This is a genomic window from Streptomyces sp. NPDC057137, from assembly GCF_042670825.1.
GTDB lineage: Bacteria > Actinomycetota > Actinomycetes > Streptomycetales > Streptomycetaceae > Streptomyces.
This window is the reverse complement of sequence record NZ_JBHUUW010000004.1, coordinates 24,623-40,030: the sequence shown is the minus strand read 5'-3', so window position 1 is coordinate 40,030 and position 15,408 is coordinate 24,623. Positions and strand designations below refer to the sequence as shown.

Sequence of the window (15,408 nt, the reverse complement as noted above, 5' to 3'; positions counted from 1 at the left end):
CTGCCGCACATTCCGGTTGACCGGCGTCATCCGCTTACGTGTGCTTGCGTGCGGGCGGCGCCGGTGACATTTGACGTGCAGACCGCCGGGAGGCCGGTCCGCTCGCTCCGCTTTCTTGTCGGGCCTTTCCGGAGCCCGTGCGGTTTCTCGGCCAACTCTGTGCATTCCCGGCCGCGTTGGTTAGGTTGTTGACCGGTCAAGTCAATTCCGGCCGAGGAACGGCGCCACCGCACGTGTTGCTCACACCGCTGTGCTGGAAAGGGACTTTCAAGAGTGCACCGGAGAATGCGCGTTCTGCTGCCCTCGCTCGCCGCCGCCGTGGTGATTCTCGCCACCAATCAACCCGCGTCCGCCCGCCCCGTCGATACCCAACCGACCACGGCATCGGCCACGGTCACTTCCGTGCCGCAACTCGCGAACGGCACCGAAGTCGATTCCTCGACGGCGGCCCAGGAAGTGGACAAGTACTGGACGCCGGAACGGATGAAGAACGCCATCCCCGCCGACAACAGCATTCCGGGCGCGGTGAACGACACGCCTGAGCCCGGCCAGCTCCCGGACACCGGGGGCGCCGAGGGGAGTACGCCTCCCGCGGCGCCGGAGAAGTCCCCGGCGGGTGGCATCGGTGTCCGGATCGTGGAGTCGGACGTGGTCGGGAAGGTGTTCTACCGCAATCCCGTCGACGGCAAGAACTACGTCTGCTCGGCGAGCGCCATCAACAGCCCGTCGAAGCAGCTGGTGGCCACCGCCGGGCACTGCGTGAACACGGGGGGTGCGAACGGCAAGGCCGGCCAGTGGATGGAGAACTGGACGTACGTGCCGCGCTACCGCGAAGGTGCTCGTCCCTACGGGAATTTCGCGGCCAAGGAGTTCCGGGCATTCAACGGCTGGATCAACAGTAAAGACTTCAACTGGGACGTCGCCATGGTGACGACCTGGCAGGGTAGCGGGGGGAAAATCGTCAACGTCACGGGCGGGCACGGGCTCAGCTACAACTACGACCGGGCGCAGGCGGTGACGGTGTTCGGCTACCCCGTCAATCGCAACGGCGGCCAGGTGCAGTGGTGGTGCACCGGGACCACCAAGCGGGTGAGCCTCACAGACGGCCGCATCGAGATCGGCTGCGACTTCGGTGGCGGTGCGAGCGGCGGCCCTTGGCTGCGGAATTACAGTGACAGTTCCGGGCTCGGGTATATCAACGGGGTCACCAGCACCATCACTTCCAACGGCTGGAATCGCAGCTCGTATTTCGGTGACAGCGTGAAGCAGATGTTTGACGACCAGGGAAGCCGCACGTAGCTCAACGGTCCACGGGCTTCGGCATCCGATATCTGGCATCCGATACATCCGGTATCCGGTATCCGGTATCCGGTATCCGGTATCGTGCAGCGGGCCTTCCCGCACGGCGCTGCTCCGCCTCCCCGGCGATACGCTGGGGAGGCGGAGCACGCGTCCGACGGTTCGGCACTCCCCTCCGGAAGGAATGTCATGGGATCTTCCACCACTCGCGGCGCGGCGAACCGCCGTCGCACCGCTCGCCGGATCGTGGTCGCGGCGGGTGTCGTCGCCGTGATCGCTGGCGGATTCGCCTGGCAGTCGGCGGCCTCAGGTGCGGGGGACGGGGCACCGTCCGACCCCGGCTCAGGGACCACCGGCGTACGGACGAACCAGGATCCGGCGGACGTCGACGAGTACTGGACGCCCGAGCGTATGGACAACGCCGAGCCGGCGCCCATGCCCGAGGACAACTGAGCGGGGGCGGCGGGGAGTCCGAAGCCCGCGGCCGCCGCCCCGCGCGAAAAGCACTGGGAGCACCAGGTCAGGTGTGGTTAACGTGCTCGCATGGAGCTGACCGTGACCACCCTCGCCGAGCGTCCCCACCTCATCGGCCCGATGTGGCGGATGGTCGACACCTGGCCGGAGTTCATGCTTCACGACCCCGTGGGCTGGGCGAACATCGGGCGGATCGTCAGCGAGCTGCCCGAGTTCGCGCTCGTCGGCACGGACGAGGCGGGCACCGTCGTGGCCCGCGCCTTCAGCGTCCCGTTCCAGCTCCACACCGAGGGACGCGGGACGCTGCCGGCGACCGGCTGGGACCAGGTGCTGCTGTGGGCGTTCTCCGATCTGCGGCACGGCAGGAAGCCCGACACCGTCAGCGCGATCGAGATCACGATCGCCACCGACCGGCAGGGTCAGGGCCTGTCCGGCACGATGCTGGCGGCGATGCGCGAGAACGCCGGGCGCCTCGGCTTCGCCGAACTGCTCGCGCCGGTACGGCCCAGCGCCAAGCACCAGGAGCCGCACGCCGCGATGGACGAGTACGCCCACCGCGTACGGGACGAGGACGGGCTGCCGTACGACCCCTGGCTCCGCGTCCACGTACGCGCGGGCGGTGTCATCGACTCCGTGGCGCCCGCTTCCATGACGGTCACCGGCTCGGTAGCCCAGTGGCGCGAGTGGACGGGGCTCCCGTTCGACAGCGACGGGCCCGTCGTCGTACCCGGAGCCCTCATGCCCGTGCACTGCGAGGCCACACGCGGCTACGGTGTCTACGTCGAACCCAATGTGTGGGTGCGTCACCGGATCTGAGCGTTGGGACAGGTGCGGGGCCGCAGGGGGAATCCACGCGACGGGGTTCGGCGGCGGTGCCGCTGTATACCCTCGATACGCTTTCGCCGATGTCCCCCTGGCCTGTCAGGAGCAGCATGCACGGCCCCGGAATAGCGCACCCGCAGTCACCCCGCACACCCTCGCCGGGGATGCTCGCGCTCCTGCGGGTGCTCTTTGTGGTGCTGCCGCTGCTGACCTGCGGTTTCCTCTCCTGGGCGGCGACGCTGCGGGTGGCGGTCGTGACCCGGTCCGTCCTGAACTGGTGGCTGTTCGTCGGGAACGTGGCCCTCAGCATCCTGTGGATCGTCTATCTCGCCCAGGACAACACCAACGACTTCAGCAGCACCGAAGGCAACATCGGCATGATCGGCATGCTGTCGACCGGCGCCGCCGCCATCGCCTACTTCCTGTTCGCGGACTTCAGGCACTACCGGGTCCTGGCGGGGCCGTACGCGGGCTACTACCCGCCGCCTGGCCCGCAGCACGGCTACCAGCCGCCCGCCAACTCCGGTTACGGCTACGGCGGTCCCACCCGGCCCGTGGCCGGCCCGCAGCAGCCGCAGCCGTATCAGCGGCCCGGCCCCGCGACCCCCGTCCGGGCGCAGCCCAACCACCCCACACCGCCGCCCAGGATCGACCAGGTGCGCGCCGAGCTGGACGAGCTGAGCGACCTCCTCCGCCGCGACAGCGGCAACGGCGGCTCCGGTCGTGACAGCGGGAACAGCCGCGACAGCGGGAACAGCGGCGAGGGCGACAAGCGGTGAACGCCCGCGTCGTCGCGGGCCGTTACGAGATGGCCGGCCTCATCGGCCAGGGCGGCATGGGCCAGGTCTGGACGGCGTACGACCAGCGCCTCGGCCGCCGCGTCGCCGTGAAACTGCTGCGCCCCGACAAGATGGCCGCCGACAGCACCGCCGAGGACATGCGCCGCCGGTTCATCCGCGAATGCCGGGTCACCGCCCAGGTCAACCACCCCGGCCTGGTCACCGTGCACGACGCGGGCAGCGACGGCGACGAGCTGTACCTGGTCATGCAGTACGTCGAAGGCACCGACCTCGCCGCCCACTTCACCGGACACGCGCCCTACCCGTGGCAGTGGGCGGCCTCGGTCGCCGCCCAGCTGTGCGGCGTCCTCGCCGCCGTACACGCGGTGCCCATCGTGCACCGCGACCTCAAGCCGCGGAACGTGATGGTCAAGCCCGACGGCACCGTCCTCGTGCTCGACCTCGGCGTCGCCTCCGTCATCGACACCGACACCACCCGCCTCACCCACACCGGATCGGTCATCGGCAGCCCCGCCTACATGGCCCCCGAGCAGGTGATGGGCGGCGCCGTCGGCCCGTACACCGACCTCTACGCACTCGGCGTGGTCCTGCACGAACTCCTCAGCGGCACCGTCCCGTTCCCCGGGACGACCGCCCTCGGCGTCCTGCACCGGCATCTGTACGAGCCGCCCGTCCCCGTCCGCCGGATCCGCCCGGAGATCCCCGAGACGCTGGAGGCGCTCGTCCTGCGCCTGCTCGCCAAGGACCCGCAGCACCGGCCGGCCGGCGCGCAGGAGGTGTACGAGGCACTCGCCCCGCTGCTCCCCACGCGCGGCGTGGTCGGCGCGCCCCGCTCCGGCCAGGCCGGCACACCGCTCGACCCGAGCCGCCCCTTCCTGCGCCCGCACGCGCCCTGGCCCGACCGCGCCACCGCCCCGCCGCCCGCGCCCGTGCCGCCGCCGCAGCCGGAGCACGTCCCCGCCCGGCGTCCCGACGTCGCGGCGGCCGTGGACGAGGCCAAGCGCCTTCTCGGCGAGGGCAGCATCACCCAGGCCGTGGACATCCTCGGCGGGATCCTCCCGGCGGCGGCCGCCGAGCACGGCGAACGCTCACCGGTCGTCCGTATCCTGCGCAAGCAGTACGCGACGACGCTGATGGACGACGGCCAGTACCGCCGCGCCCTGCCCGAGCTGCGCCGTCTCGCCGACGACCGCGCGGCCGAGGCCGGCCCCGGCGACCCGCAGACGCTCCAGTTCCGCTACGACGCCGCGCAGTGCCTGGAACAGCTCGGTGAGGCGGGCGCGGCGCTCGACGAGTACCGCGCGGTGCTGCCCTTCTACGAAGGCGTCGGCCAGCCGGGCGCCGACCAGTCGCGTGCCTTCGACATCAGACACCGCGTCGGGCATCTGCTGCTCGCGGTCGGCGACCACACCGGGGCGCAGCAGCAATTGCAGTACCTGCTGTACGACGCGGAGCGCGCGTACGGCCCGTACCACCCGCTGCCCGTCGAACTACGGCGCGGGCTCGACCGCAGGCAGCAGTTCCGGGGCACCACCCGGGGCAGGTAGCTCCACCGCCCCTGGTCCCTCGCGACGTCGCCTCCGTACGGAGAGCGCGGCGACACCCAGCAGCACGAGCAGCGACGCGGCACCCAGGGCGGCGCCCGAGCGCAGCCCCGGCGGCCGGAAGGAGCAGTCGACCGAGGTGGTCGTGCCGTCCGGGTCCAGCGGGACGGCGACCAGGCCGAGGGACGAGTCGGCGGGCTTCCCGGCGCAGCTCCAGCCGGCGATCCGGGGTGCGGCGAGGACGGCCGTTCCCGTGCTGCCGGGCGGCAGTTGGGCCCGTACACCATGGTCCGAGACCCGCACGGAGACGGCGCCGGTCTTCTTCATCCGGTCCACGGCGGCGTCGAGGCGGGTCCGGTCGAGGCAGGCCACCGTCCGCGTCGTCGGCGCCTTCCGGTCGAACGTGATCCGCTCACCGGCGCGTTCGGCCGTTCCGAGCGAGGTCACGGCCGCACGCCAGCGGGGCTTGTCGCCGCGCAGCATGACCGGCGGGGCGTCGCCGAGCCGGGCGGTGCCGTAGTAGTCGGGCGCCCAGAGGAAGACCTCGCGGCCGGCGGGGCAGGCGCCCGCCACGGGGGCGGAGTAGACGCGCGAGCCCAGCAGCAGCTCCTGGTTGCGGAAGGGCGAGGGCCCGTAGTGGGGCGGCGTCCGTTCCGGCGGCCGTACGGTCACCAGCGGCGGCACGTCCGCGCGGCTCACCTCCGGCGACCCGCCTGCCGCGGACGACCCGGCCGACGACCCGCCTGCCGCGGACGACCCGGCCGAAGATCCGTCCTCCTCCTCCGTACGGAGGCGCGCGCCGACCGCGAACACCGCGTCCACGACCGGGTTGTCCAGGCTCTGCACCGCCCGCCCGTTCGACGTCCAGCCGGCGCCCAGCGCGCCGAGCGTGCGCGTCAGCACGTCGGGCGTATGACTGCTGTAGTAGGAGGAGCCCTGCCCGCCCAGCAGCAGCGGATCGTTCGCGGTGATCTGCGTACGCCCCGGGTCGGTGCGGTAGTTCGGCCACCCGTCCACTTCCGCGATCGCGGCGGCCCGCTTCTCGTGCGCCTCGTCCCACGCCGGGTAGTGGTCGAGCCGGTCCAGCCGCGCCCGGTCGGCGTACGCGGTGGTCGCCGCCGCCTGCCCCGCGAGCCCGCCCACCAGCAACAGGGCGGCCAGCGCCGCGTAACGGCGCCGGGGGAGCCGTACCACCAGCAGCGCCGCCACGGCCGCCGCGAGCCCGCACGCGAAGAGCGCGAGGGCGCGCCGCCCGGTCAGCGCGTCGGTGGCGGCGACCAGCCCGACCGCGACCAGCACCCCACTGCCGCCGAGCAGCGCCCGGCGGCCCGGCCAGCCGTACGCCAGACACCGCCAGGCCGCGATCACCAGCAGCCCTGACAGCACGAACGTCTGCCGGAACGGGCTGCCGTTGGGCGTCGCGAACGCGTGCCACACCAGATGCGTCGGCCCCCACTGCAGGGACAGCGCGACCGCGCCGGCGAGCCCCGCCCACGCCACGCGCTCGCGCCTCGGGACGGCCCGGTTGAACGGCAGCACGGCGGCGAGCAGCAGAGCGCCGCCGCCCAGGAAGACGGCGGGGGTGAAGAAGTCGTACGTCGCGGGCAGCGCCCGCGCGAACACCTCGCTCCAGCCGGCCGCCTTGAACTCCGTCGTCCAGCCCGGATACGCGTGCCGCGTCCCCATCACGACCGGCAGCAGCACGGGCGCGGCGAGCCCGATCCCGAGCAGCACGGTGACGGCGCCGCGCACCAGGACGCGCAGCCACGCGCGCAACACCCCTCCGTCAAGGAGGAGTTGGACACAGAGCACAAGGACGGCGCCGAGGGTCGCCATGTACGCGGTGTAGAAGTTGGCGACCCAGACGAGGGCGACGACGAGCGGACCGACGACCGGCCGACGCCCCGCCCGTACCCACTCGCCGACCAGGCAGAGAAGCGGGAAGCCGATGAGCCCGTCGAGCCACATCGGGTTGTACGACGCCTCGATGACCGACCAGCCGCAGAGCGCGTACGTGGCCCCGAGCATCCCGGCGACCCACCACGGAGCCGTATCGCGCCGCTTCGTCACGAAGGACAGCAGCAGCCACGCCATCGCCGCGCCCGCTGCCGCCATCTTGAGCACGGTGATCACATACACGGCGAGATCGATCCGGTCCCGTGGAAACAACCCCACCAGCAGGGCGAACGGACTGGTCAGATACGTACCGAGGTCGGGCAGGAACGCCGTGCCGTACCCCGACTGCCAGTTGAGCAGCAGCCCGCCGTCCCCGCGCCCGTGCAGCAGGTCCCACAGCTTGGCGTGGAAGGGGACGAACTGGTTGCCCAGGTCATTGACGCTCCGGGTGCCGGAGCCGAACGGGAAGCTCCGGGCCACCGCGTCACCCGCGCAGACGGCGGTCACGGTGATGAGGGCGGCGAACGCGGCTGCCCGGCCACGCACGGATTGCAGGGTCGGCATAGTGATCGAATATGTCAGCGTGGATCCCGACAAAAGGTCCGTTAGCGCTTCAGTTCATGTGATGGTCGCCCGCAATTCACGCGGGGACTCCAACGGTGACATTCCCGTCGGATGTGGTTCTACGGTGCTGATCTCGATAGTGGTCCCGTGCTTCAACGAAGAGGAGATCGTCGACCGCTTCCACGACCATGTGACCGATGAACTCGCGCTGCTCGAAGGGGAACTCGGGCATGAATTCGAGCTGGTCTATGTGGACGACGGAAGCCGGGACGGCACTCTGGAGCGGCTGGAGAAGATCGCCGCAGGCGACTCCCGCACCCGTTACGTCTCCTTCAGCCGCAACTTCGGTAAGGAGGCGGCCATGCTCGCCGGCCTCCAGTACGCGAAGGGCGAGGCCGTGGTCATCATGGACGCGGACCTCCAGCACCCACCGGAGCTGGTCCGCCGCATGCTCTCCCTCCACGAGGAGGGTTACGAGCAGGTCATCGCCCGCCGCACCCGCAAGGGCGACCGCGTCACCCGCACCCTGGCGGCCCGCGTCTACTACCGGCTGATCAACCGCCTGATCGATGTGGAACTGGTCGACGGCGTCGGGGACTTCCGGCTCCTCTCCCGCCGCGCGGTCGACGCGGTGCTCGGCCTCGCCGAGTACAACCGCTTCTCCAAGGGAATCTTCGCCTGGGTCGGATTCCGCTCCACCACATTCGAGTACGAGAACGCGGTGCGCGAGCAGGGCCGTTCCAAATGGAGCTTCGGAAAGCTGCTCAACTACGGGCTCGACGGCATGCTCTCCTTCAACAACAAACCCCTGCGGGCCGCGCTCTACCTCGGACTGATGCTGGTCACGCTCGCCTCCCTGTACGCGGCATGGATTGTCGGCGACGCCATGGTGAACGGGGTCGAGTCCCCCGGCTATGTCACACTCCTGGTGGCCATCACGGCGCTGTCGGGCGTGCAGATGGTGATGGTGGGAGTCGTCGGAGAGTACGTCGGCCGCATCTATTACGAGGTGAAGCGGCGCCCCCACTACCTGGTGGCGGCGACCGACGCGGACCGCCCGCGCCGGACGCTTTCCACGTCGTCGGCAACGACGGCGGCAACGACGACGGCAACGACGACGGACCAGGAGCAGGAGCTCGTAGGCACATGACGGTCCGGGGCCAGCTGATCAGATTCGCGCTCGTCGGGGTCGTCAACACCGGTTCGTACTACGCCTGTTATCTGGTGCTGCTGACCTGGCTCCCGTACGTCGCGGCGCACGTCGTCGCCTTCGTGCTCAGCATGATCGGCTCGTTCTTCCTCAACTCGCACTTCACCTACCGGACCCGGCCGACCTGGCGGAAGTTCCTGCTGTTCCCGCTCACCAACGCGGCGAACTTCACCATCACCACGTGCGGCGTCTATCTGCTGGTCGACGTGCTCCACCTCAGCAGGACATACGCGCCGCTGATCGCGGCGGCCGCGGCGATCCCGATCACGTTCGTGGTCTCGCGCACGATCATGCTGCGCCCGGAGCCGGCCGCCTACCCCGAGCCGTCGCCCGCCCCCGCCCCCGTCCCGAGCCGCGCGGCCCGTATCGACAAGTAGTGGTACTCGGGCGTGCTCGCCGTACGCGCGGCGGCGGCCCGGTAGTTCTCGGCCGCCGCCTCCCGGTCGCCCGCCATCTCCAGCAGATGCGCCCTGACCACATACAGCCGGTGGTGCCCCGCGAGCCGCCCCGCCGCTTCGAGTCCGTCCACGGCGGCGAGCCCGGCCGCCGGACCCCGCACCATCGCCAGCGCGACCGCGCGGTTCAACGAGACCACCGGATTGTCGACGAGCGCGTCGAGCACCCCGTACAGCGCCAGGATCTGCGGCCAGTCCGTCTCGTCCGCCGACCCGGACTCGTCATGGACGGCGGCGATCGCCGCCTGCACCTGATACGGGCCCACCGGGCCGTACGGCAGCGCCGCCGTGATCAGCGCGACGCCCTCGTCGATCGCCGCGCCGTCCCAGCGCCCCCGGTCCTGCTCGGCCAGCGGGATCAGCTCGCCGCCCGGCCCCGTACGGGCCGCGCTGCGGGCCTGGGTGAGCAGCATCAGCGCCAGAAGCCCGGTGATCTCACCGTCGTCCGGCAGCAGTCCGTGGACGGCGCGGGTCAGCCGGATCGCCTCGTGGGACAGCTCGACCCGCTGGAGTTCGGGCCCGGCACTCGTCGCGTACCCCTCGCTGAAGATCAGATACAGAACGTGCAGTACGGCTCCGAGTCGGCGCGCCCATTCCTCGTCGTCCGGCCCCGGCATCCCGAACGGCACCCCGGACGCCCTGATCCGCTGCTTCGCCCGGCTGATCCTCTGCCCCATCGTCGCCTCGGGCACCATGAAGGCGCGGGCGATCTCCCCCGTACCGAGACCGCCCACGCACCGCAGCGTCAGCGCGACGGCGGCGGCCGGCGACAGCGCCGGATGGCAGCACAGGAACAGGACGGTCAACGAGTCGTCCCGGTGGGCCGGTTCGTCCGCGTCGGCGGGCGGGGCCACCCGCCGGTCGGCCGGCTCCCGCCCCGTCGCCAGGTCCTCACGCCGCCGCCGCGCCTGCTCGGCGCGTACCAGCTCGGTCATCCGGCGGCTCGCGACCTGGATCAGCCAGCCCCGCGGATTGCCCGGCACACCCTCCTCCGGCCACTGCGTCGCCGCCGCCAGCAGCGCCTCCTGCACGGCGTCCTCGGCGGCGGCGAAGTCCCCGAAGCGCCGGGTGAGCACGCCGACGACCTGCGGCGCGAGTGTGCGCAGCAGGTCCTCGTCGTAGAAGGTGATCCGGCTCAACGCGGGCTCCCCGGAATTCCCCCGGAACTCCCCACGGCCCCAGAACTCCGCACGGCTCTAGAACTCCTCGGGCGGTCCGGCCATGATCTGGCGGGCCTCGATCGCCATGTTCAGCGGTCTGCCACCGGGGCCGGGGGCCGCCGAGATGTGCGCGGCGATCTCGTCCACCCGCTCGGGCGTCTCGCAGTCCACGAACCAGAACCCGGCCAGGAACTCCTTCGTCTCCGGGAACGGCCCCTCCGTCACGACGGGCGTGCCGCCGCTCCCGGCCCGCACGATCCGCGCCGTGTCCGGCCCGGCGAGGCCCTGCGCGTCCACGAATTCGCCCGCGTCCTTGAGCATCTGATTCGTGTCGCCCATGAAGGCGATGTGCGCCCGGATCTCCTCGGGGGTCCACGTCGAGATCTCCGGGAAATCCGTGGTCGCCGCGCTGAACTGCATCAGCAGCATGTACTTCATGGCTCGCTCCTCTTCACAACTGTCCAGTGGCGCTCTCACACACTGGTAGAAGCCGCCGCCGCGATTTCGACACCCCGGCCGACCGTTCGGCGAAGTTTTCGAAAAAAGACCGGCCGACTGGATCGGATCCACCGCCACTGCCTAACATCGATCAACGCACGGTCGTTGTCACGATCCAGGAGGCACCCTTTGCACCGCCGCCGTCGCACAGCGCTCACCCTCTCAGCCGCGCTCCTCGCAGCGGCCCCGCTCCTCACCGCCTGCGGCAACGACGCCCATCCCGGCGCGGCGGCCGTCGTCGGCGGCGAGCGCATCGACACGTCCGCGCTGCAGGCCCAGGTCCGCGACGTACGCGACGCGCAGCAGGCGTCTCCGCAGGCGGCCGAGCTGATCAAGAACACCGGCCAGCTCAGCCAGGTCAAGCTCAACAGCATGATCTTCGACGAGATCCTGCAGAAGGCCGCGGACGACGCGGGGGTGAAGGCGTCCCGCAAGGACATCCAGAGCACCCGCCAGGCGGCGGCCCAGCAGTCCGGCGGCGAGGACCAGCTGGCGGCGATGCTGCTCCAGCAGGGCGCGCTCACCCCGGACCAGATCGACACCGCGATCCGCCGCGAGGTGCTGATGTCGAAGCTGGCCCAGTCGCTCGGCGCCAACACCACCACGCCGGAGGGCCAGCAGCAGGTCCTCGCCGCGCTGGTCAAGACGTCCGAGGACCTGGGCATCGACGTCAACCCCCGCTACGGCGCGTGGGACACCAAGCAGGTCAGGCTCGGCGAGGCGAAGACGCCGTGGCTCACCCAGGTCACGAAGGAAGCCCCGCCGGAGCAGGTCCCGACGGGCGCGTGAGACGAGGCCGGGGCCCGGAGGTAGGTTTCTTCGGGTGACCGAAGAACCCGCCGTCGCTTCCGACTCCGTCGCCCCCGGCCGAATCGTCCTGCTGACCACCAGCCACCGGGTCGCGCCCGGTGTGCTGTCCTGGCCCGCCTGGCAGACGCTGCGCGAGGCCGACCAGGTCCTGTGCGCCGACGCCGCGCACCCCCAACTGCCGTATCTGCGCGAGGCCGGCGTCACCGTCGACCACTCCGCGCCCACCGCGGCGGAGCTGGTCGACGCCTGCGCCGGCGGCCGTACGGTCGTGGTCCTGCCCTCCGGCGAGGGCGACCAGGCCCTCACCGACGGGCTCTCCCGCCTCGCGGGCTCCGGCCGCGTCCAGATGCCCGACCTGGAACTGCTCCCCGGCTCGTACGACCTCCCGGGCGCCCGGCTCCTCGACCTCGTCCAGGTCATGGACCGTATCCGCGCCGAATGCCCGTGGTCGTCCACCCAGACGCACAAGGGCCTCGCCAAGTACGCCATCGAGGAGTCGTACGAACTGGTCGAGGCGATCGAGAGCGGCGACCGCGACGAACTGCGCGAGGAACTGGGCGACGTGCTGCTCCAGGTGGTCTTCCACGCCCGTATCGCGGAGGAGGAAGAGGACGAGCCGTTCTCGATCGACGACGTCGCGGCCACGATCGTCGAGAAGCTGATCCACCGCCACCCCCACGTCTTCGGCGACGAGACGGCCGAGACCCCGGCGGACGTCCACGCGCACTGGCTGCGCACCAAGGCGGCGGAGAAACAACGCGACTCGATCACGGACGGCGTCCCCCTGGCCCAGCCGGCCCTGGCCCTGGCCGCCAAACTCACCTCCCGCGTCGCGGCCGCACCCCTGGACGTCCCGCTCCCGCAGGGCGACGACATCGGCTACGAACTCCTCGCCCTGGCGGCCCGCGCGGACGCCGCGGGCATCGACCCGGAATCCGCCCTCCGCGCGGCGGCCCGCACCTACCGCGACGCGATCCGCGCGGCGGAACGGCCCGGTTCGGACGGGTGACCGAGAACCGCCCCCTCAACCGGTCGGCCATCTCCGACCCGCGACCGGGTCCCCGCACCACACGTACCGCCGGTGGGGCTCCACGGTCATGCCGTAGTCGTACAGCGCCGGGCTGCCGTCACCGAGCCACCGGTCCCAGGCACTTTCCAGCTCGTCGGCCAGCCGGCGCGGCCCGCCCTGGTACGCCACGGTGTCGCCGCCACCCACGGCGGACAGAGCCGCCCACGAACCGCCGTCGTGCAGCCACGCGTTGAGGCCGTCCTCGTCCTCGGCCGTGGTGATCCGTACCGCGTGTACTGTTCCGACGTGATGCCGGGCTTTCTTCAGACCCCGGAGTATGCGACCGCGCTGCTCGCCTCCATCGCCGCCTTTCGGGGCACACCCGACGATGTGAAGGAAGCCGTCGCGGCACGGGTGAGGCGCAATCGCGTCGTGCGCGACGGCAAGCACCGGTTCTCCATCGTGCTGGAGGAGGCGGTTCTCCGTCACCACGTCGGCGGGCCCGACACGATGGCCGCGCAGCTCGCCCACCTCCTCGACGCCACGACGTTCGCCCACGTCGCCCTGGGAGTTGTTCCGTTCTCCGCCGAACGCACCATGTGGCCGTTGCCCACGTTCACCATCTTCGACGCGGCGCGAGTGCACGCGGACTCGCTGGACGCGGCGGTGACGTTGGTTCAGCCGGGCCAGGTCGAGCTGTACTCGCGGGCGTTCGACGGGCTCGCACGCGATGCGGTACGTGGCGAGGCTGCCCGCCTGCTGATCTCCGGCGCGGCGGAGTCCTTGCGGGAGTAGACCGGAGCGGTCAGACCTCGCAGGTCAGGTCGCGCGCGGGGAGCCGTCCCGTGCGGAGGTAGGCGTTGACGCGCTGGTCGATGCAGGTGTTGCCGTACTCGCCGTACAGGCCGTGCTGGCGGGCGCCCTCCACGGTGAGCAGCCGGGAACTCGGCCACTGCTCACGGATCGCCTCAGCGCTGGCGTAGACCGTGCGGGGGTCGCCGGTGGCGGCGACGAGCAGGGCCGGGACGTCGTTGTCGAGCACGGTCGGCGCCTCGGCGGGGCGCTTCCAGAACTCGCAGGGGGTGATGTTGTTGGCCAGCGGCCCGGCGAGGGGGAACCGCTCGCGGGACTCCTCGACCGCCCGCCAGTAGCTACCGGCGCCGCGCCGCTGGGCCACATCGCCGCAGACGATCGCAGTCATCTGGCCGGCCGGAGCCGAGCCCGCCCCGGTCAGCAGGAACTCCATTTGCCCGGCGAGCGCTTCGGACGGCTCGACCGGCTCCCGGTCCGCGGCGCGCGCCAGGACACGTACGGTCGTGGCCAGGTCGGCGCGCCGCGCGTCGAGGTCGCTGCCGAGGCCGCCGATGAAGAAGAAGGGGAGCACGTACTCGTCCAGTTGGTACGTGTCCCCGATCCGCAGCGGCTCCTGCGCGGCGGCGTCGAGGATGTGCTCCACCGTCGCCAGCACCTTGCCGCGCGTGGTACCCAGCCCGTAGGTGCCGTGCCGTGCGGCGGCCCACGACGCCCACGCGCGCAGGGCCGCCTCGTTGGCCGCCTCGGTACCGCGCAGCATGGTCTGGCTGTAGAACTCCGGGGAATTGACGCCGTCGAGCACCATACGGTCGGTGCGGCCGGGAAAGAGCTGTGTGTAGACCTCGCCGAGGTAACTGCCGTAGGAGTAACCGAGGTAGGAGAGGGAGTCCTCGCCGAGAGCGGCGCGGATGACGTCCATGTCGCGGGCGGTGTTGCGGGTGGTGACGTACGGCAGCACGTCACCGTGGGCGCGCTCGCACTGCCCGGCCAGCTCGCGCGCGACGGCGATCTCCTCGCGGTACGCCGCCAGGTCGGCGCCTGCGGAGCGGAGGGGGGCGGAGCCGAGGTCCCAGCCGCAGTCCAGCGGAGTGCTCCGGCCGACGAAGCGCGGGTCCATGCCGATCAGGTCGTAACGTCCGGCGACCTCTCCCATCACCTCCGACTTGGTCACCGGCATGTGGAGGCTGGGACCGGCCGGTCCCCCGTCATTGAGCAGCAACGGGCCGACGCGGTGGGCGGTGTCGGTGGCCTTCAGGCGGGATATGGCGACTGTGATCGTGCGACCGCCGGGGTCGGCGTAGTCGAGCGGCACGGTGATGTCGCCGCAGTCGGCGCCGGCGGCGTCCAGCTTCCGGCCGATCTCGTCGTCGGCGCCGAGGGAGCAGGCGCGCCAGTCGACCTGCTGGTTTTGGAAGCGGGTGAACGGTTCCGGGTCGGCGGCGATGGCGGTGGCGCTGCTCGCCGCCGTGACGGCGAGCACCGCCGCGCATGCCGCAAACGCCTTGATACGTCGGGAAGTTGACATGCCCGCACGCTAGAACGGCGGACACGTCGGCACCCTCAGGGAAAGCCCTGAAACCGGTTGGGGTTGTCCCCCACTACATTTCAGCCCGCACGCGATGCCGTACGTGGCGATCAGGCGGCGCACGCCTCGCTGTGCGTGTCCGCGAGCCAGACGAGACGGGCGGAAAGGTCCTCGGCCCGGCCGAAGTACCGCACGATGTATTCGGCGGCGGCGAGTTGCCAACGCCTCTGTCCCTCCACCGCGATGACCTCGGCGGCGCCGTCCGCGTACGCGAGTCCCCACGCGACGACGACGCCGTCCGCGTCCTGCGTACCGACGCGATACTCCTCCACGACCGCGAAGAGGCGCGGCGCGGTGTCACGTACGAGTTCGTAGACCTCCTGTGCGAAGTCGATCGGCTCCGGGGCAGGGTTCTGCGGCGATACGGTCGTCATGGATTTCCCCTGTCGGCGAGAGGGTGACGCCTGCCCGGCTGATGCGGTTGGGCATGGCGAGTAAGGCGCCGTGAGGCGCGGCCAGTTGAAGTGGC

The 15,408-nt window shown here is 71.1% G+C and carries 15 protein-coding genes and 1 pseudogene; 10 read left to right on the top strand and 6 right to left on the bottom strand.

What is annotated here, in order from left to right:
- Positions 1 to 285 precede the first annotated feature (285 nt).
- The 5 genes from ACFT9I_RS05165 (at position 286) to ACFT9I_RS05145 (ending at position 4,942) form a co-directional block, all read left to right on the top strand.
- On the top strand, positions 286 to 1,299 hold the full coding sequence (locus tag ACFT9I_RS05165) for a trypsin-like serine peptidase (protein ID WP_382560936.1): 1,014 nt from the start codon (positions 286 to 288) through the stop codon (positions 1,297 to 1,299).
- A gap of 189 nt (positions 1,300 to 1,488) precedes the next feature.
- Positions 1,489 to 1,752: a hypothetical protein gene (locus ACFT9I_RS05160; RefSeq protein WP_382560933.1), complete on the top strand. Its 264-nt coding sequence runs from the start codon at positions 1,489 to 1,491 to the stop codon at positions 1,750 to 1,752.
- 90 nt (positions 1,753 to 1,842) lie between these two features.
- Entirely contained in the window at positions 1,843 to 2,589 is a 747-nt protein-coding gene (locus ACFT9I_RS05155; RefSeq protein ID WP_382560930.1) for an N-acetyltransferase, read from the top strand.
- A gap of 89 nt (positions 2,590 to 2,678) precedes the next feature.
- Positions 2,679 to 3,374 carry a hypothetical protein gene (locus ACFT9I_RS05150; protein ID WP_382560927.1) on the top strand — a complete coding sequence of 232 codons (696 nt, stop codon included), beginning with the start codon at positions 2,679 to 2,681 and terminating at the stop codon, positions 3,372 to 3,374.
- Positions 3,371 to 4,942 carry a serine/threonine-protein kinase gene (locus tag ACFT9I_RS05145; protein WP_382560924.1) on the top strand — a complete coding sequence of 524 codons (1,572 nt, stop codon included), beginning with the start codon at positions 3,371 to 3,373 and terminating at the stop codon, positions 4,940 to 4,942. The genes ACFT9I_RS05150 and ACFT9I_RS05145 overlap by 4 nt, the downstream gene beginning before the upstream one ends.
- Here the strand turns inward: ACFT9I_RS05145 and ACFT9I_RS05140 are convergent.
- Entirely contained in the window at positions 4,886 to 7,399 is a 2,514-nt protein-coding gene (locus ACFT9I_RS05140; protein ID WP_382560922.1) for a YfhO family protein, read from the bottom strand. The genes ACFT9I_RS05145 and ACFT9I_RS05140 overlap by 57 nt on opposite strands.
- A gap of 124 nt (positions 7,400 to 7,523) precedes the next feature.
- On the opposite strand from ACFT9I_RS05140, the gene ACFT9I_RS05135 reads away from it, so the two are divergent.
- On the top strand, positions 7,524 to 8,549 hold the full coding sequence (locus ACFT9I_RS05135) for a glycosyltransferase family 2 protein (protein ID WP_382560919.1): 1,026 nt from the start codon (positions 7,524 to 7,526) through the stop codon (positions 8,547 to 8,549).
- The gene (locus ACFT9I_RS05130) at positions 8,546 to 8,986 is read left to right on the top strand and encodes a GtrA family protein (protein ID WP_382560916.1); all 441 of its coding nucleotides are present in this window, start codon (positions 8,546 to 8,548) and stop codon (positions 8,984 to 8,986) included. The genes ACFT9I_RS05135 and ACFT9I_RS05130 overlap by 4 nt, the downstream gene beginning before the upstream one ends.
- On the opposite strand, the gene ACFT9I_RS05125 is transcribed toward ACFT9I_RS05130, so the two are convergent.
- On the bottom strand, positions 8,923 to 10,203 hold the full coding sequence (locus ACFT9I_RS05125) for an RNA polymerase sigma factor (protein ID WP_382560913.1): 1,281 nt from the start codon (positions 10,201 to 10,203) through the stop codon (positions 8,923 to 8,925). The genes ACFT9I_RS05130 and ACFT9I_RS05125 overlap by 64 nt on opposite strands.
- A 57-nt stretch (positions 10,204 to 10,260) precedes the next feature.
- On the bottom strand, positions 10,261 to 10,662 hold the full coding sequence (locus ACFT9I_RS05120) for a YciI family protein (protein WP_382560910.1): 402 nt from the start codon (positions 10,660 to 10,662) through the stop codon (positions 10,261 to 10,263).
- A gap of 189 nt (positions 10,663 to 10,851) precedes the next feature.
- Between ACFT9I_RS05120 and ACFT9I_RS05115 the strand changes: the two genes are divergently transcribed.
- Complete coding sequence (locus ACFT9I_RS05115; protein WP_382560907.1) at positions 10,852 to 11,511, top strand: SurA N-terminal domain-containing protein; 660 nt, start codon at positions 10,852 to 10,854, stop codon at positions 11,509 to 11,511.
- A gap of 34 nt (positions 11,512 to 11,545) precedes the next feature.
- Positions 11,546 to 12,541 carry a nucleoside triphosphate pyrophosphohydrolase gene (locus tag ACFT9I_RS05110; RefSeq protein WP_382560905.1) on the top strand — a complete coding sequence of 332 codons (996 nt, stop codon included), beginning with the start codon at positions 11,546 to 11,548 and terminating at the stop codon, positions 12,539 to 12,541.
- 15 nt (positions 12,542 to 12,556) lie between these two features.
- On the opposite strand, the gene ACFT9I_RS05105 is transcribed toward ACFT9I_RS05110, so the two are convergent.
- Complete coding sequence (locus tag ACFT9I_RS05105; RefSeq protein WP_382560902.1) at positions 12,557 to 12,748, bottom strand: hypothetical protein; 192 nt, start codon at positions 12,746 to 12,748, stop codon at positions 12,557 to 12,559.
- Between the two features lie 78 nt (positions 12,749 to 12,826).
- On the opposite strand from ACFT9I_RS05105, the pseudogene ACFT9I_RS05100 reads away from it, so the two are divergent.
- Positions 12,827 to 13,336 (top strand): annotated as a pseudogene (locus tag ACFT9I_RS05100) (DUF5753 domain-containing protein); the annotation flags it as partial.
- A gap of 10 nt (positions 13,337 to 13,346) precedes the next feature.
- Here ACFT9I_RS05100 and ACFT9I_RS05095 read toward each other — a convergent pair.
- Positions 13,347 to 14,879 carry an alpha/beta hydrolase gene (locus ACFT9I_RS05095; RefSeq protein WP_382560899.1) on the bottom strand — a complete coding sequence of 511 codons (1,533 nt, stop codon included), beginning with the start codon at positions 14,877 to 14,879 and terminating at the stop codon, positions 13,347 to 13,349.
- A gap of 110 nt (positions 14,880 to 14,989) precedes the next feature.
- Complete coding sequence (locus ACFT9I_RS05090) at positions 14,990 to 15,313, bottom strand: hypothetical protein (protein ID WP_382560896.1); 324 nt, start codon at positions 15,311 to 15,313, stop codon at positions 14,990 to 14,992.
- Positions 15,314 to 15,408: the final 95 nt, after the last annotated feature.